This window comes from Pseudoalteromonas luteoviolacea H33-S, from assembly GCF_001625695.1.
Classification (GTDB): domain Bacteria; phylum Pseudomonadota; class Gammaproteobacteria; order Enterobacterales; family Alteromonadaceae; genus Pseudoalteromonas; species Pseudoalteromonas luteoviolacea_B.
The window spans coordinates 105,136-127,216 of record NZ_AUXY01000070.1 but is presented as its reverse complement, the minus strand read 5'-3'; the positions used below and the strand labels follow the sequence as shown (position 1 = coordinate 127,216).

At 42.8% G+C, this 22,081-nt stretch carries 22 protein-coding genes; 9 read left to right on the top strand and 13 right to left on the bottom strand.

The window, feature by feature from the left end; genetic code table 11:
• Nucleotides 1-10: 10 nt before the first annotated feature.
• From lepA to rpoE, 5 genes are all read right to left on the bottom strand, one after another.
• On the bottom strand, nucleotides 11-1,798 hold the full coding sequence (gene lepA, locus N477_RS11130) for a translation elongation factor 4 (protein ID WP_063360682.1): 1,788 nt from the start codon (nucleotides 1,796-1,798) through the stop codon (nucleotides 11-13).
• Nucleotides 1,799-1,865: 67 nt separating this feature from the next.
• Complete coding sequence (locus tag N477_RS11125; RefSeq protein WP_063360683.1) at nucleotides 1,866-2,315, bottom strand: SoxR reducing system RseC family protein; 450 nt, start codon at nucleotides 2,313-2,315, stop codon at nucleotides 1,866-1,868.
• A complete protein-coding gene (locus tag N477_RS11120; RefSeq protein ID WP_247686864.1) occupies nucleotides 2,312-3,235 on the bottom strand; it encodes a MucB/RseB C-terminal domain-containing protein in 924 nt (307 codons plus the stop codon). Before N477_RS11120 ends, N477_RS11125 begins: the two co-directional genes overlap by 4 nt.
• Before the next feature lie 33 nt (nucleotides 3,236-3,268).
• A complete protein-coding gene (locus tag N477_RS11115) occupies nucleotides 3,269-3,874 on the bottom strand; it encodes a sigma-E factor negative regulatory protein (RefSeq protein WP_063360684.1) in 606 nt (201 codons plus the stop codon).
• Entirely contained in the window at nucleotides 3,875-4,456 is a 582-nt protein-coding gene (gene rpoE, locus N477_RS11110) for an RNA polymerase sigma factor RpoE (RefSeq protein ID WP_063360685.1), read from the bottom strand.
• A 247-nt stretch (nucleotides 4,457-4,703) separates the two neighbouring features.
• On the opposite strand from rpoE, the gene nadB reads away from it, so the two are divergent.
• On the top strand, nucleotides 4,704-6,299 hold the full coding sequence (nadB, locus tag N477_RS11105; protein ID WP_063360686.1) for an L-aspartate oxidase: 1,596 nt from the start codon (nucleotides 4,704-4,706) through the stop codon (nucleotides 6,297-6,299).
• A 1-nt stretch (nucleotide 6,300) separates the two neighbouring features.
• Here nadB and N477_RS26010 read toward each other — a convergent pair whose 3' ends face one another.
• Both N477_RS26010 and N477_RS11095 read right to left on the bottom strand, forming a co-directional pair.
• Entirely contained in the window at nucleotides 6,301-6,711 is a 411-nt protein-coding gene (locus N477_RS26010; RefSeq protein ID WP_155731866.1) for a hypothetical protein, read from the bottom strand.
• Nucleotides 6,692-6,943 (bottom strand): succinate dehydrogenase assembly factor 2, encoded by a 252-nt coding sequence (locus N477_RS11095; RefSeq protein WP_063360688.1) that lies wholly within the window; start codon nucleotides 6,941-6,943, stop codon nucleotides 6,692-6,694. The genes N477_RS26010 and N477_RS11095 overlap by 20 nt, the downstream gene beginning before the upstream one ends.
• Nucleotides 6,944-7,173: 230 nt before the next feature.
• On the opposite strand from N477_RS11095, the gene N477_RS11090 reads away from it, so the two are divergent.
• Both N477_RS11090 and N477_RS11085 read left to right on the top strand, forming a co-directional pair.
• Nucleotides 7,174-8,082 (top strand): YgfZ/GcvT domain-containing protein, encoded by a 909-nt coding sequence (locus N477_RS11090; RefSeq protein WP_063360689.1) that lies wholly within the window; start codon nucleotides 7,174-7,176, stop codon nucleotides 8,080-8,082.
• A gap of 10 nt (nucleotides 8,083-8,092) precedes the next feature.
• Complete coding sequence (locus N477_RS11085) at nucleotides 8,093-8,578, top strand: FKBP-type peptidyl-prolyl cis-trans isomerase (protein WP_063360690.1); 486 nt, start codon at nucleotides 8,093-8,095, stop codon at nucleotides 8,576-8,578.
• 9 nt (nucleotides 8,579-8,587) lie between these two features.
• Here N477_RS11085 and N477_RS11080 read toward each other — a convergent pair whose 3' ends face one another.
• The 3 genes from N477_RS11080 to N477_RS11070 are packed head-to-tail and all read right to left on the bottom strand — an operon-like array spanning nucleotide 8,588 to nucleotide 10,204.
• Nucleotides 8,588-9,037 (bottom strand): hypothetical protein, encoded by a 450-nt coding sequence (locus N477_RS11080; RefSeq protein ID WP_063360691.1) that lies wholly within the window; start codon nucleotides 9,035-9,037, stop codon nucleotides 8,588-8,590.
• A gap of 6 nt (nucleotides 9,038-9,043) precedes the next feature.
• Complete coding sequence (locus N477_RS11075; RefSeq protein ID WP_063360793.1) at nucleotides 9,044-9,823, bottom strand: DUF481 domain-containing protein; 780 nt, start codon at nucleotides 9,821-9,823, stop codon at nucleotides 9,044-9,046.
• Nucleotides 9,824-9,883: 60 nt separating this feature from the next.
• Nucleotides 9,884-10,204, bottom strand: coding sequence for a DUF440 family protein (locus N477_RS11070; RefSeq protein ID WP_063360692.1), 321 nt, complete (start codon nucleotides 10,202-10,204; stop codon nucleotides 9,884-9,886).
• 247 nt (nucleotides 10,205-10,451) lie between these two features.
• On the opposite strand from N477_RS11070, the gene N477_RS11065 reads away from it, so the two are divergent.
• From N477_RS11065 to N477_RS11040, 6 genes are all read left to right on the top strand, one after another.
• Nucleotides 10,452-11,249 (top strand): crotonase/enoyl-CoA hydratase family protein, encoded by a 798-nt coding sequence (locus N477_RS11065; protein ID WP_063360693.1) that lies wholly within the window; start codon nucleotides 10,452-10,454, stop codon nucleotides 11,247-11,249.
• Between the two features lie 35 nt (nucleotides 11,250-11,284).
• Nucleotides 11,285-11,638 carry a CidA/LrgA family protein gene (locus N477_RS11060; RefSeq protein ID WP_155731865.1) on the top strand — a complete coding sequence of 118 codons (354 nt, stop codon included), beginning with the start codon at nucleotides 11,285-11,287 and terminating at the stop codon, nucleotides 11,636-11,638.
• A 1-nt stretch (nucleotide 11,639) separates the two neighbouring features.
• Complete coding sequence (locus N477_RS11055) at nucleotides 11,640-12,320, top strand: LrgB family protein (RefSeq protein WP_231098060.1); 681 nt, start codon at nucleotides 11,640-11,642, stop codon at nucleotides 12,318-12,320.
• Nucleotides 12,321-12,351: 31 nt separating this feature from the next.
• On the top strand, nucleotides 12,352-13,191 hold the full coding sequence (locus N477_RS11050; protein ID WP_063360696.1) for a mechanosensitive ion channel family protein: 840 nt from the start codon (nucleotides 12,352-12,354) through the stop codon (nucleotides 13,189-13,191).
• A gap of 146 nt (nucleotides 13,192-13,337) precedes the next feature.
• Nucleotides 13,338-15,884, top strand: coding sequence for an Ig-like domain-containing protein (locus N477_RS11045; RefSeq protein WP_063360697.1), 2,547 nt, complete (start codon nucleotides 13,338-13,340; stop codon nucleotides 15,882-15,884).
• A 234-nt stretch (nucleotides 15,885-16,118) separates the two neighbouring features.
• Entirely contained in the window at nucleotides 16,119-17,960 is a 1,842-nt protein-coding gene (locus N477_RS11040; RefSeq protein ID WP_063360698.1) for a methyl-accepting chemotaxis protein, read from the top strand.
• 3 nt (nucleotides 17,961-17,963) lie between these two features.
• Here N477_RS11040 and mrcB read toward each other — a convergent pair whose 3' ends face one another.
• From mrcB to N477_RS11025, 3 genes are all read right to left on the bottom strand, one after another.
• Nucleotides 17,964-20,291, bottom strand: coding sequence for a penicillin-binding protein 1B (mrcB, locus tag N477_RS11035; RefSeq protein ID WP_063360699.1), 2,328 nt, complete (start codon nucleotides 20,289-20,291; stop codon nucleotides 17,964-17,966).
• A 109-nt stretch (nucleotides 20,292-20,400) separates the two neighbouring features.
• Nucleotides 20,401-21,630 (bottom strand): ammonium transporter, encoded by a 1,230-nt coding sequence (locus N477_RS11030; RefSeq protein WP_063360700.1) that lies wholly within the window; start codon nucleotides 21,628-21,630, stop codon nucleotides 20,401-20,403.
• 11 nt (nucleotides 21,631-21,641) lie between these two features.
• Nucleotides 21,642-21,980 (bottom strand): P-II family nitrogen regulator, encoded by a 339-nt coding sequence (locus tag N477_RS11025; RefSeq protein ID WP_023399545.1) that lies wholly within the window; start codon nucleotides 21,978-21,980, stop codon nucleotides 21,642-21,644.
• Between the last annotated feature and the right edge of the window lie 101 nt (nucleotides 21,981-22,081).

Genomic DNA, 22,081 nt, shown 5'->3' with positions numbered 1-22,081 from the left:
ATAATTCCTGTTACTTACCTACTTTTAATATTGCAAGGAACGCATCTTGCGGTACTTCAACGTTACCTAACTGCTTCATGCGTTTCTTACCTTCTTTTTGCTTTTGTAATAGCTTCTTCTTACGGCTCACGTCACCACCGTAACACTTCGCGATTACGTTTTTACGTAACTGCTTAACAGTCGTACGGGCAATAACATGGTTGCCAATTGCAGCCTGAATCGCAATATCGAACATCTGCCTTGGAATTAACTCTTTCAAAGCATCAGCAAGTTGACGGCCTCGGCTTTGTGAGTTATCACGGTGAACAATGATCGCAAGCGCATCCACTCTATCACCATTAATCAAAATATCACAGCGAACCATGTCAGATACTTGGAAACGCTTGAAATTGTAATCTAGTGATGCAAAACCACGGCTAGTCGATTTCAATTTATCAAAGAAATCCATGACCACTTCAGCCATAGGTAATTCATAAGTCACTGCAACCTGATTACCATGGTAACTCATCTTAGTTTGTACACCACGTTTCTCAATACACAAGGTAATCACATTACCTAAGTACTCTTGTGGTACCAAAATATTCGCTTCTACGATCGGCTCTCTGATTTCTAAGATGTCATTAACCGGCGGTAAATCAGACGGGTTATCGATTTGAATAACACCATCTTTGGTTTCAACTTCATAGACCACGGTAGGCGCAGTGGTGATAAGATCCATGTCATATTCACGCTCTAGACGCTCTTGGATGATTTCCATGTGTAGCATACCTAAGAAGCCACAGCGGAAACCAAAACCCAGTGCCGTAGAGTTTTCAGGCTCGAAGAACAAAGATGCGTCATTCAAGCTCAATTTATTCAGTGCATCACGGAAGTTTTCATAATCATCTGAAGAAATTGGGAACATACCTGCATAAACTTGCGGCTTCACTTTCTGGAAGCCCGGCAGTGTTTCTTCTGCTGGCGTTTTTGCAAGGGTTATCGTATCACCAACTGGTGCACCATGAATGTCTTTAATACCTGCGATGATGAAGCCCACTTCACCACTTGTTAGCGCACCTGTCTCGGTTTGCTTAGGCGTGAAGATACCAATTTTATCTACGATATGAACTTGATCCGTAGACATAATTTTTATTTTTTCGCCTTTACGAAGTTGGCCATGCTTAATACGTACAAGTGATACAACCCCTTGGTACGGGTCAAACCATGAGTCGATGATCAACGCTTGTAATGGCTTATTCACATCGCCCTCAGGTGGTGGGATTTCCTTTACAATCTCTTCTAGAACGGCATCGATACCAATACCGGTCTTCGCACTACACTGTACAGCTTCTAGCGCATCAATACCTACGATCTCTTCGATTTCTTCTGCAACGCGCAAAGGATCGGCCTGAGGTAAATCAATCTTATTCAGAATTGGAACGACTTCTAAGTCCATTTCAATTGCTGTGTAACAGTTGGCAAGCGTCTGTGCCTCTACACCTTGACCTGCATCGACAACTAATAATGCACCTTCACAGGCAGCCAAAGAACGTGATACTTCATAGGTGAAGTCAACGTGTCCTGGTGTGTCGATAAAGTTTAACTGATAGGTTTCGCCATCTTGTGCTGTATAGTTCAAGGTAACACTTTGCGCTTTAATCGTAATACCGCGCTCACGCTCGAGTTCCATTGAATCCAGTACTTGCTGCTGCATTTCGCGGTCTGACAAGCCACCGCATACCTGGATTAAGCGGTCCGAAAGTGTCGATTTTCCATGATCTATATGGGCTATAATTGAAAAGTTACGGATATGCTTCATATACTGGATTCTAAACTTCTGTTATTCACAAATAGAGATTAAACGCCGATTTTACAATTTATTTGACTTAATCACCATCTATTTGCGTGACTGGAAGGCTAATTGGATAAATTTTTATCACTTTCACCTCATGTTTTAAGGTTTGTCCCTTAATTTTCGCTATCCAAAACCCAAAAATCGCAAAACCAGCTGCAAACCCAATTTGACCGAGTTCCGGAAGTGAGAATATCAGTAGCGCACTAAACATACCTATAAATGCCATGATCAATGGCAAAAGATAAACCCAAAGCGCATGCTGGACAACTTTGCTATCATCGAGTGCGAGCTTTACTTTCTGACCAACACTCAGTTTTTGCGAAATGGAAATGGGGAACGCTTTTTTGTGAGTACCAAAAAGCTTACTAAAGACTTGAGAGCCGCACTTACCATTGCAGCCCTCACATGCGGGTTTTTGTTCTGAGACGAGCCAAGCTGTGTTCCCTTTAAGCTCAGACACGGTTAGTGTTTGCTCAATCATAGGGAACGCTTTACTGATTCTGCAATAGACTTGGCAGTTTCTACAGGCACTTTACCAACAACAGAAACATCAAATGCACCCGCGTTGTGAACATACACTGTCGTTGCACCTGAAGTCAGTGCACCACTTGCACGTTGACCGGTCAATGGTCGCTGCACAAACACAGATACTTCCACTAACCCATCAGAATACAAAAAGTAATCCGCCAGTTCGTTGTTTAAGTTTAATTTATGCCTGTCTGACTTAAGTAGCTTAAAGCCATTCGGTAACCAGCCAATTTGCCAGTTGTTCTGAAGTTTAGACTGCGCTTCATCAGCTATCACTGAGACAGGGACCGGTAATGTTTTACTTTTCAATTCTAGCAACTGACCCGCAGGTTTTTCAGTCACTGAAATATGCGTCAATTGCAACTGCTCAAGCACTTCTGCGCGTTGGTTTACGTATGCAGCTTTGAGTAATAAGGCAGATTGTAAATCAACCCACAGCCAATAGTTGTACTTACTCTCATCTTTGGCGACCAATCGAACAAGTTGAGCCGGTCGCCCTGCAATACGCTCTTTACCACCTAATACAAAATCATAACTTGCGTCAAGCGCACTGATGTCACGTAGCAATGCCTCAGGGATAGGCCCGTCAATCACATCTGTACTGAGAGAGTAAGGTTCAGTTTGTGGCTCAAAATAAGTAACCACATCATCGACTCTGACAACCTCAAGTCCTGCGCCATTTAACAAGGTCAAAATTTCTAAATCGGTTTGCTCTACCTGACCATGCAACCATCTATATGGTTCCATGCCTTTACCTTTGACAACAACAAACGATGCATCAAAGTTTCGCTCTTGTACAGCCAACGACATATCTTTAAGTAACTGCCTTGGGCTTATATTTTCATTGGCGTATACCTGAGCAGTCAGCAACATACTCAGTAAAACCGAGAGCCATTTAATCAAGGTTTAATTTTCCTCTTGTTTATCCTTTTCAGCTTGGTTGGTATTTTTTGATAAAGCATGCGCCATTCTTGACTGACGTTGATGCTCTAATACCAAAGCGCCTATTCGTTGCTTTTGCAGCTCTCTCACGCCTCGTTCAGCAGACTGCATTGCAGGCTCAGAAGACAAGCTTACCGGTGCAACAGTACCCGTTAGTGGGATAGATTGTAACACAGGCGCCTGTGCATCAATGCTATTTTGTGGCATAAAATTATTTACTCCAACTACGGTACATAAAGCAACGCTAGCCGCGATAGCCACTTGAGATAACGGACGACGCCAAAACGACATCTGCACGACATTACTTTCTTTTTCTTGCTGCTGTGAAGTCGCTTTTTCTTCAGTCATGTTGTAAACAGGTTCATCAGCAATGGCAGCTGCAACACTTGCTGTAATATCTATACAAGGCGCTGCCTGTTCTTTTTGCCTCATTACGTCACCAATGAGTGCGTAACAAGCAAACTTTTCTGCATCTAATTGAGCTTGGTTCCCCATATTAAGTTCACGCTCTGCATCTAATATTTCAGACGTCATTTGCTCATTGTTTACATCAAACTTTGACTGCGTCATTTAATCTTTACCTATGAGTGGGTTAATATTTTTATCTATGGCTTCACGTGCCCTAAAAATCCGTGACCTGACCGTACCGACAGGACACTCCATTACCACAGCAATTTCTTCGTAACTCATTCCTTCGATTTCTCTCAAAGTAATTGCTGTTTTCAAGTCATCGGGCAACTCTTCTATTGTTTTAAAGATAACTGCTTTAATTTCATCGCTTAAAAGTAAGCTCTCTGGAGATGCATTAGACCTTAGTTGGTCAGCACCATCGTAAGTCTCAGCTTCTTCAGCGTCTATATCACTAGCAGGGGCTTTACGACCCTGTGATACTAAATAATTTTTAGAACAGTTCACCGCAATTCTGTACAACCAAGTGTAAAAAGCGCTATCACCGCGAAAATTAGGTAATGCCCTATACGCTTTGATAAATGCTTCTTGAGCCACATCGGCTACATCACCTGAGTTAGATACATAACGAGATATCAACGCCGCCACCTTATTTTGATATTTGGCAACCAGAAGGTTAAAAGCGTTTTTATCTCCTTGCTGAACTTTTCTAACTAGTTCTAAATCCAAATCCTGCTCGTTCATTCGAGCCGGTACTCCTCTTTGTTATTACTTATATTCGCGCAGTGTTGCCATCATTTTACAGCTAGTCTGACTCTACCATGAATAAAAAGTTCTGTTTTTTTAATATTTTTTTTAAAATACTTCGTATTACTTCGTCTCAGACGTAACGCAGCTACAATTTTTATTTCGCACCCGCGTCCTGTATTGATATATGATAGACGCTATCTTTGTAGTTGTAACAAAACTTTAAAAGCTAAGAACCACTAACATGAAGAAAAAAATGCAGCATCAGACAGATGTGATTATTGTCGGTAGCGGCGCCGCCGGACTCAGCCTTGCTCTTTCTTTGGCAAATCACTGCCAAGTTACTGTCATTAGTAAAGGGGATTTAAAGGAAGGGTCAACATTATACGCCCAAGGCGGTATCGCTGCAGTATTTGATAAAAAGAACGACAGCATTGAGTCTCATGTGGAAGATACACTCAAAGCAGGCGGTGGCTTATGTGACAGAGAAGCTGTTCATTATACTGCATCAAATGCCAAAAAATGTCTGAAATGGCTAATAGAGCAAGGCGTGCCATTTGATATGGAATTTGATAGTAAAGGAAAAGAACGCTATCACTTGACTCGAGAGGGTGGGCATAGTCACAGACGTATTTTACATGCCGCCGATGCCACAGGCAAAGCCGTACAAACTACGTTGGTCGAGCGCATACTTGAACACAACAATATAACTGTATTAGAGCAATACAACGCCATTGACCTTATCACCGATAAGACTACTGATGATAAACAAGTAAACGGTCTATACGTCTATAATCGAAAGCATAACTGTGTTGAGTCTATCGCTGCCAAATACGTTGCCTTGGCAACAGGTGGTGCCAGCAAGGTCTATCTTTACACTTCAAACCCAGACGTTTCAAGTGGTGATGGTATCGCCATGGCTTGGCGTGCTGGCTGTAAAGTTGCCAATATGGAATTTAATCAATTTCACCCCACCAGTTTGTATCATCCTGAATTGCAGAACTTTCTTATCACTGAAGCCATGCGTGGTGAAGGCGCACATTTAAAACGCCCTGATGGCACACGTTTTATGCCTGATTTCGATGAACGAGAAGAGCTGGCACCCAGAGATGTCGTCGCGCGTGCAATTGATTATGAAATGAAACGTTTAGGTGCAAACTGCGTTTACTTAGATATTTCTCATAAAAACAAAGATTTCATTATCGAGCATTTTCCCACCATTTACGCTAAGTGTTTGAGCGTCGGCCTGGATATTACCAAAGAACCAATTCCTGTCGTACCGGCGGCACATTATACTTGCGGTGGTGTCATGACGGACTTCAATGGTAAAACAGATATTGGAAATTTATATGCAATCGGTGAGGTTGCTTATACCGGTTTACATGGGGCAAATCGCATGGCCAGTAACTCTTTACTTGAGTGTATTGTATTTGCTCACGCCGCAGCACAAGACATTCTTGCAAATATAGACTCGCAGCCTGAGGTTACACCTTTGTCACCTTGGGATGAGAGTCAAGTAAGTGATTCTGACGAAGAAGTCGTCATTACCCATAACTGGCATGAGCTCAGACTGTTTATGTGGGATTATGTCGGTATCGTGCGCTCAACAAAAAGACTGGAACGTGCACTAAGGCGTGTAGAGCTGCTACAGCAAGAAATTCACGAGTATTACGCTAATTTCCGTGTCAGCAATAACTTGTTGGAGCTGCGCAATCTCGTCCAGGTTGCAGAGCTAATTATTCGTAGCGCACTAGCCCGAACAGAAAGCCGCGGTCTTCACTATACTTTGGACTTCCCTGAACAGCATGATAAACCAGAGCCAACAATCTTAAAGCCTTAGTTTATCGCACTTGCAATGCAATGCGACTTAAGTGACACCAACTGTCAGGGTCCATTGCATTGTCAATAAACATCAACCTGCGCTTTTTCCCGCAATCACTATAAAGCTCAAAAGTAATTATCGACGCATATTTTTGCGCATGTCTTATTACCCCTTCAAAAATGACCTCTTTGTCTGAAAGCTGTACCCAAGCATCCTGTTCAATTAACACCAAATCACCCGAGACAGGCATGATTTTCGTGGTGTGCTTTAATGCAAATAGATACCCAGCGTAGCAAAGCGCACTGATAGACCACCATATTGAGGGAAAGATAAGAAAAAGAATGAAAGCCAATGAAATGAAGCAGACCACAATGAGCTTGTGGTCCAGAATATTGTTTTGAAAAGAGATACTAAACGCGGACTCTATCAAGGATAAATTTCACCATATTTTCTAAATCAGGGTGAGGACACTTTTCATGGCCCATAAACCACGCAAACAAATCTGGGTCTTCGACCTCTAATAAGCGTTGAAAGACAAGTTTGTCCGCATCACTTAACTGATCATAAGCTTCGTCAACAAACGGCTCAAGCAATACATCTAACTCTAACATGCCACGGCGACAAGCCCACTTAATGCGGGGTTTTGGATACAATTGTTCCATATTGCTCAACTACCTCTTATTTTGCACATAAACATCTCACGAGGCAGTATAACCGATACTCACCAATCAGGAAAATGAGTTCATACTTCTATTGCGCCAGCGCAAAATCAACTGCACTGTACAACCCATAATCATTATTAAGAATTATTGTCATTTGATCTTGCTTTTGCCTATCTCAGCACCCATTTATCAGGTAACATTATCTAAACTATTTACTCAGGATCAGCTTGATGGCCACTGTATACAAACTCCCTCTTCGCTTACTCTCAGTATCCGGACAAGACAAACTTAGTTACCTACACGGACAGGTTACCCAAGATATTAACCTAGTCCAAGAAAACAATTTTTTATGGACAGGTCACTGTAGCCCGAAAGGTAAGTTATGGGCAGCACTGCGCGTCTTTCGTCTTGACGATGCTTTTTGCTTGCTAGGCTCAGAACCTGAAGCCGAGGTAACCTGCCGTGAGCTAGGTAAGTATGGTGTATTTGCCAAAGTGGATATCAAGTTAACTGAACATCTGTGCTTCGGTGTACTAGCAGATGCGTATGATGAAGTATCTCAGGCACTTAACTTACAGTTCGAAGCAGATAACAACGCATGTCAATTTGCGTCAGGTAAAGCGCTAAAACTAGATGATAATAGCCTTATATTAATTTTTGATAAAATTGAATCTTTACCTGAATTGTTCAACATAGAGCAAGATGCAAGTGCCTTTCAAATTCGTGATATTTTGGCAGGCGAGCCACAATTAGGCGAGCGTGGTATCGATGAGTTCGTTCCACAGATGATCAACCTACAAGCTTTAAATGGTATCAGCTTTAAGAAGGGCTGCTATACTGGTCAAGAGACAGTAGCGCGAATGCGTTATCTGGGCAAAAATAAACGTGCTATGTTCATTGTTCAAGGTCAATCTGATGCGCAACTTGACGCCACAGATCTTGAAATGCAATTAGAAGAAAATAACTGGCGTAGAGCAGGTAAAGTCATTCATCAGGCATATGACTCTAAAACTAAAACATATTATGCACTCGCAGTCTTACCAAACGACTTAGAAGATTCAGCAATATTGAGACCTAAAGACAACGACTCAGTATCGCTAAACATCAAGGCATTGCCTTACTCTATAGAAGATAATTAACGGAAATACTATGAAAATTGCTCAAAATGCAGTGGTAAAAATGCATTATGCTGTTTTGGATGATGACCAAAACACCATTGACAATACGTTTGACGAAGAGCCTCTTGAATTTATCATTGGCACAGGCTTTTTGATTGAAGGCTTAGAAAATGCACTCATCGATAAGCAAGCTGGTGACAAAATTAGTGTGACTGTGAAACCTGAAGAAGGTTACGGTGAGCGCAACGACAATTTAACTCAAGCAGTTCCTAAAAGTATGTTTGAAGGAATTGATGTTGAAGTTGGCATGCAATTCCGTGCAACAACAGATGAAGGTGAGCAGGCGGTTATCGTCATAGGTGTTGAAGACGATGAAGTCATCGTCGATGGTAACCACCCACTTTCAGGTCTTACACTGCATTTTGACGTAGAAATACTAGATGTACGTGAGGCTACGGCCGATGAGCTAGCACATGGTCATGTACATGGTGCTGGCGGTTGCGGTCACGACCATTAAAAAAAGCGCCTATTCGGCGCTTTCTTCTTGCTTTACTTTATCTTTCATTGCCGCAAGTAAACCAGCTTGATCTGACGTCCCTAATCGGTATTTTGTCCCGTCAGCCATGCTCACCTCTATCGCTTTAAAACCTGACACACTATAAACCCAGCCGTCATGAGAAATACGTATCCCAATCCCATGCCTAAATGAGTTAGTGACCGCTCGCACTTCCTCGATATCATCAAATGAAATCGTTTTTTTCGCGACTTTTGGTCCAAACCACCAGCTCAGCTGTTGATTTTGCGCATCAACCTTAATGGTTAAGCCATAGAATGCGACAGCCACGAGCAATAAGATCACACCAAATGCGATAACACCAACATTTGCGCCGAGCAAAACTAATCCAATTACAACAAAAATACCTAGCCAAGCTAAGATACCCCAAATTGCCCATGCGAGCTGTGTTTTTTGATACATATTGCCTCAATCAAAACCGTATACAAAGGTCACCCCAAACTCGGTGTCCACTTTACTTTTATCTTCTTCAGGGTCTGAATTATACCGATATGTATAAGAAACCTTAAGTGATAACCCTTCAATCACTTGGCTAATTAGAGACGTTTCAGAGAAACTTCGATGGCCTAGACCTGACACTGATCGCTCGTAACTAAAGTCTTGATTAAAACGAGTTCGCTTAGAAATATTTCTCTCCCACTGCAAAGAAGCACGTAAAAGATACCCTTTTTCGGTCCTTTTCTCGTGAGGCATTAACTCGGTTTCATCATCAACACGATAAACTACGATACCTGGTCCAAGATTAAAGTCTACTGTGTTTTTACGCCCTTCGAATAAACGGTTACCATAACCGACAACAAAGGTACTGGTATACTCCCTGCCATTAAACTCATCAACTTCGTAGTCCCCATATAAAAAGAAAGACTCATTATCGATACCAAATTTATAGCTGGTTTGCGCCGAAACAAAATATCTTGATGCGGTTTCATCTTCAATACCTGTCTCAGTATCTGTTTCATCAGCGTAATGAGTGTCTATTTTAAATTGATTGCGCCAGTATCTAAAATCTTGATAAAGGTTACCATTTAACTTGAATGAGGAGTTTTTGGTATTGCCACTATTGGCAATATAACCAAACTCAACATCTCCATACAAAAACTCCCCTTGATGTAATTCATGGATCTCTTCTTCGGATAGCTCACCATATTCATGAAAGTCTTCAAATGGATCAACTGCATATACCTGCATACTGCAAAACACAAAAATAAAAGGGAGTAACTTCACACTGTTCACTGCACAACTAACTCTTTACGATTGCTTCCAGACAACATGACAAAACGGCGCATCTAAATCTCTACTTATCAGCACCTTAGCAAACACTTCATCACCATCCTCAAATTCTATGCCTATCGTGACTTGAACAAAATGCGCTTTTTCGGCCTCTTGCTCAAATGCAACAATAGTTTGCCAACTATCGTCAACATCAGCCTCTTCGATAAAGCCAAACTCTTCACGATGCTCATTGAACAGGTCAATGTCTTCTTGAGATAAGTTATCCGGCGCCAATTCAAGAAAAATATCATATGCCTGATGTGTTACATCTTCAATACTGCTCAGTCTTGCACTCATATCCTCACCCCTAACTAAAATAAGCCAATTAATGATACCAAAGTCATCTCTTTTTTTTCTACACAGATAGGGTGTAATGAATAAATTTAACGCCAAATAACAGTGTAAACTAGCATAATCTCAACTTAATGACATTCATACACTATTGGTCTCTATCCTTGTACCTGAAAAGCACTTTCACTAGCAAATTTAGTTCTTTTACTCTAGCCTTAACTTAAAAGAAAAATAATAAAATATCGGAGCCTATATGGTGCACTTGAAAATAGCTAATGACATTGCTTGGGTCACATTACAGCGTCCACAAAAACAAAACGCGCTGTCTTTTGACATGTTTAAGCAACTCGATAAAATCATAAAAGTAATTCACTCAAACCATAGCATTAGAGCGACTGTGATTCAGGGGGAAGGGGAGCACTTTTGCGCTGGACTCGATGTCAAAAGTGTGACTAAGCGCCCTAGTCAAATCATAAAGCTTTTAGCCAAAATACTCCCAGGCAACCAAAATTTAGTACAGCGTGTTGTGCTTGGCTGGCGAACATTACCTATTCCTGTATATGCAATTTTACAAGGAAATTGTTTAGGTGGCGGACTACATATTGCACTCGGTGCTGACTTTAGAATTGCTAGATCAAATACCCAAGTTGCCATTATGGAATCAAGATGGGGACTTTGCCCAGATATGGGCACAAGTGTCATTCTCCCATCCTATATACGCCAAGATCATGCTTTACTCCTTGCTATGAACGCTGATCGTATAAATGCGCAACGTGCACAAGAACTTGGTCTTGTAACAACTATCACTGATGAACCGAAAAAGTATGTTGAGCAACAAGTCGAATCTCTACGCCAACACTCTCCCGATGCGCTCGCAGCAATCAAGCTACTTTATAACCAAGCCTATCAACAACCCTCACGTAAATTATTGTGGCTAGAAACCTGGTATCAAATTAAATTGTTATGTTCAAAAAACACTCGTGTTGCCATGAAAAATGGTGTAAAAGAGAATGACACGCAACCTTATCAGAAGCGCACAAGATGGAAGTAACCGCCGTATTCTCATTAACTTGTCAATAAAACGCCGTGCAACTATTTAACGCTTTTTTCTCTATGCTCTGTATCGTGGTTTGCCTATACAGTGCCAAACTGCTCGTCGCACTCACTGCTCTGAATATTCCAGCGCCTTTAGTGGGGCTAGTGATGCTCTTTATTTTGCTGCATTGGCGTATTATCAAGCCACAGAGACTCGCACATACCAGCCAATTTTTAATTAAATACTTGCCACTATTTTTTATTCCGGTCGGTGTTGGATTTATCAGTGATTTAAACACAATAACGGACAACTTACTTTTAGTTGGCCTACTGCTCACACTATTACCCTGTCTAGTATTGATCCTTGTTGGCAAGCTGGCATCAAAAGGAAGGTACCGTGATTAGTATGCTTGTTTGTTTATTTACAATTTTACTTTTCATGATAGCGAGAAAAATACACCTTACTTGGCCCAGCCCACTATTAAACCCAGTATTAATCTGTATTGCATTGATTAGTGTGTTACTGCTCATTTCTGGGGTCAGTTACGACAAGTACTTTCAAGCGAGTATGCCAATTGACTGGTTCTTAGAGCCCGCGGTCGTCGCGCTTGCTTTTCCGCTCTATCAGCAATATGCCTATATTAAACCCGTTTTCATGCTGTTGCTCATGTGTACCTTCGCGGGGATTTCGTGTTCAACGGTCATCGCGTATACGCTGTGTACGCTTTTCAATGCAAACGACGTATTGATGAGCACCATGATGGCACTGTCTGTGACCACCCCTATCACCCTACTAATCACAGAATCTTTAGGTGGTCTGCCAAGTGTCGCTGCAGCCATGGTCATTTTAATCGGTGTGTTTGGTGGTGTATTCGGTATATATATCCTAACACGACTCAAAATCTCTCAGCCACAGGCTAAAGGTATTGCATTGGGTGTAAGCTGCCACGCTATTGGGACAGCCGCCGCTATGGAACATCACCCTTTAGCTGGGGCATTTGCATCAGCAGCCATGATTTTAAGCGCACTTATCAGTGCGTTTTGGGTTCCTGTATTATTTACTATACTCAATCACTTAAACATTTAGTTAACTCACACTATAGATCAAGGAGCAACGCTTGATAGAGCAAGAAATCGCCCAATTTGAAAAGTACTACGATATGATCCGCACTTACTTGCTCACCTACAGTATGCAATTACTTGCGGCTATTTTGATATTAATTTTTGGTTTATGGCTTGCCAAAAAGTTGGCCGGTACAACGCATACGTTGATGGCACGACATGATATCGACATCACCTTAACAAACTTTGTCGCTAACGTCGTCAAGGTCATTGTGGTGACCATGTTCATCATCATTGCCTTAGGTAAAATTGGCATCAGCGTCACGCCGTTTGTTGCTGCAATAGGTGCGGCTTCACTGGGTGCAGGCTTAGCAGTACAAGGCATGTTATCAAATTATGGTGCTGGACTTGCGCTCATAGCAACACGCCCCTTTGTTGTGGGAGATACAATCTCCATTAAGGGCGTCAGCGGGCAAGTTAAATCGATTGAGCTTGGTCATACTATTTTAATCAATGAACAGAAAGTCGAAATCACCGTACCAAATAAACATATTATTGGTGAAGTGCTGCACAATTCATTCAACTATTCACATGTCGAAGGTCAAATTGGTATCGCTTATAGCGCCTCAGCCCACGCCGCCATTTCGGTGATCGAGAATATCCTCAGCAATGACGAGGGAGTGGCAACAGATCCCGCGCCACAAGTGGGCATTGAAGGCTTTGCTGACAGTGCTGTTACCATCAGCTATCGCTATTGGACACCAACAATCTCTCTGATTGAAAACAAACTCAACGTTAATTTAGCGATTTACCAAGGCATCAAAGATGCCCAAATCGAAATCCCATTCCCTCAGCGTGTTGTCACTATTAAATCAAGTGCAGCAAAGTTCGACTGAACTTGAAGACAATCAGTGGCATGTGCCACTGACTCACTTGGTTTGCGCTCATCGTCAAAAGAAAAAAGCCATTGATTAACCCTTAACATAGCTCTATGCTGGATACGTTTTGTTCACAAAACATACAACATGTAAGGAGAAAAACAATGAGAAAAAGCAATATGAGCTATTTGCTCGGTAGTAGCGTGCTGCTGCTATCTAGCATGCAAACCCTAGCTGCAAATTGTACTGGTTTAGCCACTTGGCAAGCGTCTGAAGTCTATCGTGCTGGAGATCAGATCAAGCACTTAAATAGCGCGTTTGAAGCCAGATGGTATAGCCAAAATGAAGATCCTCAACTGAACTCTGGGGACTATCGAGTTTGGAAAAATTTAGGGGCTTGCGGTGGCAACCAAAACCCAGAAGTAACCCTATTAACCCCGGCTCAAGGAAGTGTTTTTAAGCAAAATGACAGCGCTGTCTTGTCAGCGAATGCATCCGATGCTGATGGCGCGGTTGGGCAAGTCGAATTTTTTATCGATGATGTTTCAGTGGGCTTTGACAATCAAGCGCCCTATCAAATTAACTGGGTCGCACAGTTGGGTCCGCATGTCGTATCCGCAGTCGCAACCGATGATCAAGGAGCGATTAGCCAAGCAAGCTCCGCGAATATAGAAGTCAAAAAGACTAGTAATAATACGCCGCCAGTCATTGAACTGAGCTCACCTAATAATAATGATCAGTTTACGCTGGGTGATGTTGTGCGTATCACAGCCACGGCAACCGATACCGATGGCTCGATTGCTAGCGCATCAATTTCAGTCAATAGTACTGAGGTTGCTACATTTACCAATGGCAATATCGCATATGACTGGGTTAGTGACACAACAGGTCAAGTGCAAATTAAAATCTCAGCCACCGACAACAGCAATGCAACTAGTGATACCACGGTTAACGTTAAGGTCGCTTCTGCCTCGCAGGGCGGGTGTGCAGGTCTCAAGTCCTATCAAGCAGGGCAAGCCTATCAAAATGGTGAACTTGTCTCTCATAACAATAGAAAATATCGTTGTGACGTCAGTGGCTGGTGTAGCTCAAATGCTCAATGGGCATACGAGCCTGGTGTCGGACAACATTGGGCTGATGCGTGGAGTGATTTAGGCATTTGCGCCATCGCACCTGAAATACGCTTCATTTCCCCACAGCCAAATAGCACTTTATTGCAAGGGCAAGCCACAGAAGTCTCAGTGACAGCAAGTGATGCAGATGGCACCGTAGCACAATTAGATGTCTACGCCGGTCAAACCTTATTAGGTAGCTTTACAAGCGGTACAGCCACGGTCAATTGGCAGCCTTCGACACTGGGGGGCGCCACATTATCTGCTAATGCCACCGATAATGAAGGTAATATCGCTACCCAACAGATCCAAGTAAACGTTACAGACAAACCTGTTGTTATTGACTTAACCTCACCCACTGCGGGCACCCAATATGTGATTGGCGATACAATAAATATGAGTGCCCAAGCGCAAGCCCTCACAGGCACCATTAGCAGTGTAGATTTTTACGCCAATGGTACGCTGCTTGGTAGCGATACGACATCACCATACACTTGGACTTATACAGCCTCAGTCCTCGGTAATCAAACTCTGACAGCCGTTGCCAAAGACAGTGCTGGCAATCAAGCAACAAGCTCTGGGACAAGTATCTCTGTCATTGACAAGCCGATAGGTAAAACACATAAGCTCATTGGCTATTGGCACAATTTTGTCAATCCAGCAGGTTGCCCCATCCCATTGGCACAAATGTCGCCTGCATGGGACATCATTGATATCGCTTTTGCAGAAAATGACCGTAATTCAGATGGTACGGTACACTTCAAACCATTTGAAAAAGACATACGTTCAAACTGTCCACCGATCGATCCTGTGCAATTCAAAGCTGATATGAAGGCACTGCAAGCTCAAGGCAAGGTATTTGTTTTAAGCTTAGGTGGCGCAGAAGGTACAATCACGCTCAACACGGATGCTGACGAAGCAAAATTCGTTTCAAGCCTCACCAACATCATTCAAGAGTGGGGATTTGACGGACTAGATATTGACTTGGAGAGTGGCTCGAATTTAGTACATGGTTCACAGATACAAGCGCGTTTACCTAGAGCACTCAAGCAAATTGAGCAAAACATGGGCGGGAATATGGTCCTCACCATGGCCCCTGAACACCCTTATGTTCATGGCGGAATGATTGCTTACACCGGCATTTGGGGTGCTTATATTCCCCTTATTGATGCGCTAAGAGACACATTAGATTTACTCCATGTTCAGCTATACAATAACGGCGGACTACCTAATCCATATGAGCCAGGTAGTGCACCTGAAGGCTCTGTAAATATGATGGTTGCTCACGCTAAAATGCTTATTGAAGGGTTTGATTTAGCCGATGGTACGCGTTTCGCACCACTGAGAGACGACCAAGTTGCGATTGGTTTACCATCAGGTCCAAAATCAGCAAACTCAGGACAAGCGCCAACCGCAAATATCATTGCTGCGTTAGATTGTCTAACAAAAGGCTTAAGTTGCGGCACGATTAAACCGGCATTTAACTATCCTAAGTTCGGTGGTGTAATGACCTGGTCTATCAATTGGGACAAGTATGATGGTTATAACTTCTCTAAACCGATTGGTGATAAATTAACGCAAATGAATCAAGGTAATTAATTACACTGAATCATTTACCTCTTTTATAATGACACCAAACGCCTGATAGTATTTATCAGGCGTTTTATGTTTTAAAACCCGCTACAATTACTTGAGCATACAAGACGTATTAACCACTCACCTTGCCCTTAAACTGGCTTTTTTTTCATCTAGAAAAATATTTTCTGTTCCTTTGAACTATTCTTTGTCTTAATAAGGTCTCTATCACGTGATTCAATAACAAAGACTTAAATTATGACAGGACTCAGATCACTATGTAGCCCCGCCATTTCATTCATGGCACAACTTAAGTACAAAACTAAAATTAGCCTTGTATTTGGTATCTTACTCTTACCACTGGCATTAAGTCTGTTTTTTCTAAACTCCACGCTCACTCATTCAATAAAAGTGAGCCAGCAGCAGCAAGAAGGACTCAATTTATATCCTAAGCTGCTAGAAAACATCATTAATGACAGACAAAAAGATAACCAAAGACTACTCGCTCAAAGCGGGTTTTCAGTCAACACCCAAGCCTCTAATACCCCATTAGAGCAGGTGTCCATCGCATCAAAGTTGGCCATTGATAACGATTTAAGTCGCTCTTACTTAAACCGCTCATTGGTCGAGTCATTACCCAAAGTGGTCTATCAAATCAATGATATTGCCGAGCAAGCAAATGGTATTATCAACCGTGGCAGATTTACGCCAGACTCCTTTATTGCACTGTCTAACCTCAATAAAGCGCTCCCAATTGTCAAATCACAGCTCCTCGATAAACTTGAAGTTGCAGCCATAGAAAGCCCATTTGTTAAACAGCAGCTATCGACCCAAATTAATGCGCTCAACTCAGCGCTCGACAGCTACCAAAGATCGATTAAAACCAAATTACTCGACCCTGATGACATTGAGTTAACTGCCAATGCTTTTTCAACAGCTCATCGTGATGTTCAGCGAAAAACGCAAAATTTAGTGGAAGCAGCCCTACCCACACTTAAAGCGATGCTGCAAGAAAAGCTTGAGCGCGAACAAACAATTCGTAACTTGGTCGCGACTGCTTCGATTATCAGCTTGGCGATTGCACTTTACCTCATGCTAGGCTTTTATTTTGCGGTCGTTGATACGATCTCAGAGTTTTCACACTCTGCGCAAAAAGCCGCACAAGGTGATTTGCGCTCTCGCGCTATATCACAGGGCAATGATGAGCTTAATGATATTGTGGGGCAATATAACCGAGTTTTAGATGCATTCACTGAGTTGCTAGGAGATGTGCACAATACCACCAGCGATTTACATCATGCCACGGACAAACTCAGCCACATTAGCCAGGATACGCGCCATGATGTCGCTCAACAGCAAATTAAGATTTCTGGGATCCACACTGCATTATCAGACATGGCTAACGCCGCTGACTCGGTTGAAAACTCAGCGCAGCACGCCACAGAACTCGCCAGCGCCGCGGCAGACCAAGTAAAACAAGGCAGCCTTAATACCACTGAATTAGCACAGCATATGACTGTGTTACAAAACGAGTTTGAAGAAAGTCGACAGGCACTCGATAAACTAGCGCAAGACAGCCAAAACATCAGTAAAGTCAGTTTAGGGATCAGCGAAATTGCAGAGCAGACCAACTTGTTAGCGCTCAATGCAGCCATTGAAGCTGCGCGAGCTGGTGAGCAAGGGCGGGGATTTGCCGTTGTAGCAGATGAAGTGCGTACCCTTGCCAAGCGGACTCAGCAACAAACAGAAGAGATCCATACTATTATCAAATCACTACAAAACGCGTCCAACGATACCCAACAAAAAATGCTCAGTAGCGTTGAAAAGATGGAGCGCGGTGTCACTGCAGCCAATGAGACCAATCAAATTCTCAGTGCTGCGGAGCAAAGTATGAGTGACATAGATCAACAGGGGCATGTGATCCGAGAGCTTGTACAACAGCAAACGCAAGCGACGCAACAGGCACTTTCAGAATCCAGTGAAATAAGTGACCTTGCGGAACACACGTTAGGTTCTGCTGAGGCCACACAAGATGATGCGCATCAGTTAAGTAGCATGGCGGCTAACTTAAAATCAGCGATGAGTCAGTTTAAAACTTAACGATCACTGACAACTTGGTTTTGGGTTAAACAGCTCTGCGCGCAGCGGCAGCTGAATAGTCGGGCCACAATGTGGTGCAGCTTGCTCCCCTGTTTTCTTATTTACAAATGCCCATTTCACTCCCGCAGGTCGTTCATCAGCAATGGCCTGCGGGTTTAAGGGCTTAAGATAACGAATATAGAGTTCAAGTGCCCCAGTACCGCCAGTTAATTTAGTTGGTTTATTGTCATCACGACCAACCCAAGCAACGGTTACCGTATTGTGATCAAACCCGGTAAACCAACTGTCTCTCATATTGTTGCTTGTTCCTGTTTTCCCAGCCAATTGAACAGATGGGAAGTGTTTGTTTAAACGTTTACCTGTGCCACTTTTGGTTACCCTTTTTAAACCATACTTGGTCATGTAAACTGAGGCAGGATCAAACCTGTTTTCTCGTTTTGGCTGATGTTTATAAAGCGTTTTACCACTGGCATTAGTGATAGCAGAGATACTGGTTAATTCGCTGTATTTGCCATTAGCCGCTAACGTCGTGTACATCTGAGCGACATCAAAACTGGATAACTCAACAGCCCCTAGTAACATCGAAGGGTAAGTCGGGATGTCACTCTTAACACCCAGCTCAGACATTGTATTCGCAACTTTATGTACACCCACATCTAGCCCTAAATTGACCGCAGGGATATTTAAGCTTTTACTAAACGCTTCATATAGCGGAACAGGACCTCTAAATTTATGGTCGAAGTTTTCTGGCGACCAAGTCTTACCTGACGAGTCGGTCACCTGTAACGGCGAATCATCTAGCAATGTCCCCAAAGTGAAGTCTTGCTGCAATGCAGTCAGATAAATGGCTGGTTTAACTAATGAGCCAACACTGCGTTTAGTATCTAGTACTCGATTAAAACCCGAAAAACGCATTTGCCTGCCTGACACTAACGCAGATACACCTGCTTTCTCTGTATTCACAGAAACCATCGCAACTTCTAAGCCCGATATATCAAAACGACGCTCCAAGTATGGAAGACCTGAAGTAATGGCTTCTTCCATCGCACTTTGCTTTTGCAACTCAAAGTAAGTAAATATACGCACCCCAGCATGGATCACATCCTCATTTGGCACCAAGTCCTTCAGCTCACGATTCACCAATTCCAAATAACCTGGGTAGGATTGCAATAGACTTTCTTTCAAAGGCTGAATGTCAATTTTTCGCTCTAACGATTGTCGGTATTCGGTTGTCGTAATGATGCCGTTTTCTGCCATAAGCCTAAGCACCAAGTCTCGACGTTCCATGGTTCTTTCTGGATACCTACGCGGGTTATAAAATGATGGGCCCTTTACCATAGCAACCAATAACGCAACCTGATCGAACTCCAGCTCATCTACTGGTTTTGCAAAATAGAACTCTGACGCCAATCCCATTCCATGCACACCCTGATTGTATGCCTGACCTAAATACACTTCATTAAGATAAGCCTCTAATATCTCATCTTTGCTGTAACGATAATCCAAAATGAGCGCAATAAAAGCTTCATTGACTTTTCGAACCAGTGAGCGCTCTCGCGTAAGGTAAAAGTTTTTAGCAAGCTGCTGAGTCAATGTGCTACCACCTTGCACCGTTCTACCTGCGCGAATATTACTATATAGTGCGCGCATAATTGACCACACTGAGACACCATGGTGTTCATAGAAGTTGCGATCTTCAACAACTAACAGTGCTTGCTTTAATACATTCGGAAACTTTTCAAGCGGAACAAACTCACGATCTTGATTGGTCTCATTACCAATTCGCGCAATTTGCACTGGCTCTAATCGCTCGCCAGCGATGCGGCGACCGCCTTTATCGACAATATTAGCAAGCTTTTTACCCGCAAAATTAAGTGTAAATACTCTGGATGACTCAGCCCCCTCGTAAAACTCAAATGCACGACGGAAAACCGTTATGGTGCGTCCTTGTACTATATATTGACCTGTCCTATTAATTCTATTCACTCTCGAGTAATTAAGCCTCTCAAGTTCCCAAATCACCTCTTGCTCAGACAAGTACTGATCTGGATAAAAGGTCATAGCACGCGCATAAACCTGAACTGGAAGCTGCCATTTGTTGCCTTCAAACTGCTTACTCACTTTCGCATCTAGGTACACAACATACATTGCAACCGCACAGCAAACAGCAAGGCCGCCTTTCCAAAATAGCGACCAAAGCGTTTGTAGTATTCGAGACTTTAAAATACTTAAACGCTGCTTAACCGAGACCTTTTTTGAGTTAGGTGATTTTTTTTTCGTGGTGCGCTTTGGTTTTGATTTATTTGCAGGCGTGCGTTTTTTCTCTGACATTTACCGGAGCAATATTTACCATAATTACAATGATGCTAGAGTAACTTAGATTAACAGCCACTGAAACCAAAAAAGCAGGCTAACGCCTGCTTTTTTAACTGCTTAAATATTAATGGTTTCGTATTGTGACAAATTCTGGGTAAGCATCTACGCCACAGTCATGCTGATCCATACCACTGAGCTCCTCCTCTTCCGTCACACGGATCCCCATGGTCGTCTTTAAAAGTGCCCAAACCAAATAAGAAGTGATAAAAACAAACCCAAGAATTGAAACAAGACCAATCAACTGCGAGACGAAGTTTGCATCGCCATTTGAGAAAGGCACCATCATCACACCCAGACAACCACATACGCCATGCACCGAGATGGCACCTACAGGGTCATCAATTTTAAGTTTATCCAGCGCCACAATGCTAAATACCACTAAACTTCCACCTAACGACCCGATAATGCACGCAAGTAGTGGCGTCGGAGAAGCTGGCTCCGCAGTGATAGTGACAAGCCCAGCCAATGCCCCGTTTAAAATCATCGTCAAATCCGCTTTTTTCCACATGACTTTACACACAAGTAAAGCCGATATTGCGCCTGCGGCAGCAGCGGCATTGGTATTTAACATGATTTGACTCACTGCAATGGCATTTTCCTTATCAGCCAAAAACAACTGCGAGCCGCCATTAAATCCGAACCACCCCATCCACAAAATAAAAGTACCTAGGGTCGCTAGAGGTAAATTAGAACCGGGGATAGGATAAATCTCTCCATGTTTACCATACTTGCCCTTTCTTGCTCCCAGTAACAAAACGCCAGCCAATGCAGCAGCGGCACCCGCACCATGGACAATCGCAGAGCCTGCAAAATCAACAAAACCCAACTCAGATAAAAATCCTGCTCCCCAACTCCAATAACCTTGGATAGGATAAATAAGCCCAGTTAACACCACAGTAAATAATAAGAATGCCCACAACTTCATGCGTTCAGCCACTGCGCCAGAAACAATTGACATGGCCGTTGCGACAAAAACCACTTGAAAGAAAAAATCAGACTCAAGCGCATGGTCGGCATCAGCTGACGCATCACCAATTAGCGCTCCAAAACTTGGCACAAACCCGCCTTCAGAGTTGCCGACGTACATAATGTTGTAACCAATCAGCAAATACATAGTGCAGGCGATTGCGTAAAGTGCAATATTTTTAGTTAAGATCTCCGTGGTATTTTTAGATCTTACTAACCCTGCCTCTAACATGGCAAACCCTGCCGCCATCCACATCACTAACACGCCCGATATGAGAAAGTAGAAAGTATTGAGTGAAAATTGTAATTCTATAATTGTGTTTTCCATCAGATTGCACCTCAGATTGCTTCTTCGTCTAATTCACCGGTGCGGATCCGCACGATTTGCTCTAGGTCATAAACAAAAATTTTGCCATCACCAATTTTTCCGGTATTTGCAGCTTGTGTTAATGTGTCTACTACCCGTTGGCAGTTTTCACTGTGCGTTGCAATCTCAAGCTTAATTTTTGGTATAAAATCGACTTGGTATTCAGCTCCTCGATACAATTCTGTGTGACCACGCTGACGACCAAATCCTTTCACGTCAACGACTGTCATGCCTTCTATACCGAGCTCAGCGAGTGCTTCTCGGACTTCATCCAATTTAAAAGGCTTAATTATCGCACTTATCATTTTCATTGTTGGCCTCCAAAGGAGTGTGATTCCTGTTGATGATGGAATACACAATCCAACCTTTATGCCAAAAAGATTAGTGCTTATTTATCAGTGGGGTATAAAAA

What these genes read in the sequence shown, in the direction of transcription:
- N477_RS11085 (WP_063360690.1), top strand. Translation starts at nt 8,093, where the DNA reads ATGAAAATTGCTCAAAATGCAGTGGTAAAAATGCATTATGCTGTTTTG.
- N477_RS11070 (WP_063360692.1), bottom strand. Translation starts at nt 10,204, where the DNA reads ATGAGTGCAAGACTGAGCAGTATTGAAGATGTAACACATCAGGCATAT.
- N477_RS11040 (WP_063360698.1), top strand. Translation starts at nt 16,119, where the DNA reads ATGACAGGACTCAGATCACTATGTAGCCCCGCCATTTCATTCATGGCA.
- N477_RS11090 (WP_063360689.1), top strand. Translation starts at nt 7,174, where the DNA reads ATGGCCACTGTATACAAACTCCCTCTTCGCTTACTCTCAGTATCCGGA.
- N477_RS11120 (WP_247686864.1), bottom strand. Translation starts at nt 3,235, where the DNA reads ATGTTGCTGACTGCTCAGGTATACGCCAATGAAAATATAAGCCCAAGG.
- mrcB (WP_063360699.1), bottom strand. Translation starts at nt 20,291, where the DNA reads ATGTCAGAGAAAAAACGCACGCCTGCAAATAAATCAAAACCAAAGCGC.
- N477_RS11095 (WP_063360688.1), bottom strand. Translation starts at nt 6,943, where the DNA reads ATGGAACAATTGTATCCAAAACCCCGCATTAAGTGGGCTTGTCGCCGT.
- N477_RS11045 (WP_063360697.1), top strand. Translation starts at nt 13,338, where the DNA reads ATGAGAAAAAGCAATATGAGCTATTTGCTCGGTAGTAGCGTGCTGCTG.
- N477_RS11065 (WP_063360693.1), top strand. Translation starts at nt 10,452, where the DNA reads ATGGTGCACTTGAAAATAGCTAATGACATTGCTTGGGTCACATTACAG.
- N477_RS11115 (WP_063360684.1), bottom strand. Translation starts at nt 3,874, where the DNA reads ATGACGCAGTCAAAGTTTGATGTAAACAATGAGCAAATGACGTCTGAA.
- lepA (WP_063360682.1), bottom strand. Translation starts at nt 1,798, where the DNA reads ATGAAGCATATCCGTAACTTTTCAATTATAGCCCATATAGATCATGGA.
- N477_RS11025 (WP_023399545.1), bottom strand. Translation starts at nt 21,980, where the DNA reads ATGAAAATGATAAGTGCGATAATTAAGCCTTTTAAATTGGATGAAGTC.
- nadB (WP_063360686.1), top strand. Translation starts at nt 4,704, where the DNA reads ATGAAGAAAAAAATGCAGCATCAGACAGATGTGATTATTGTCGGTAGC.
- rpoE (WP_063360685.1), bottom strand. Translation starts at nt 4,456, where the DNA reads ATGAACGAGCAGGATTTGGATTTAGAACTAGTTAGAAAAGTTCAGCAA.
- N477_RS11075 (WP_063360793.1), bottom strand. Translation starts at nt 9,823, where the DNA reads ATGCAGGTATATGCAGTTGATCCATTTGAAGACTTTCATGAATATGGT.
- N477_RS11030 (WP_063360700.1), bottom strand. Translation starts at nt 21,630, where the DNA reads ATGGAAAACACAATTATAGAATTACAATTTTCACTCAATACTTTCTAC.
- N477_RS11125 (WP_063360683.1), bottom strand. Translation starts at nt 2,315, where the DNA reads ATGATTGAGCAAACACTAACCGTGTCTGAGCTTAAAGGGAACACAGCT.
- N477_RS11055 (WP_231098060.1), top strand. Translation starts at nt 11,640, where the DNA reads ATGCTTGTTTGTTTATTTACAATTTTACTTTTCATGATAGCGAGAAAA.
- N477_RS11080 (WP_063360691.1), bottom strand. Translation starts at nt 9,037, where the DNA reads ATGTATCAAAAAACACAGCTCGCATGGGCAATTTGGGGTATCTTAGCT.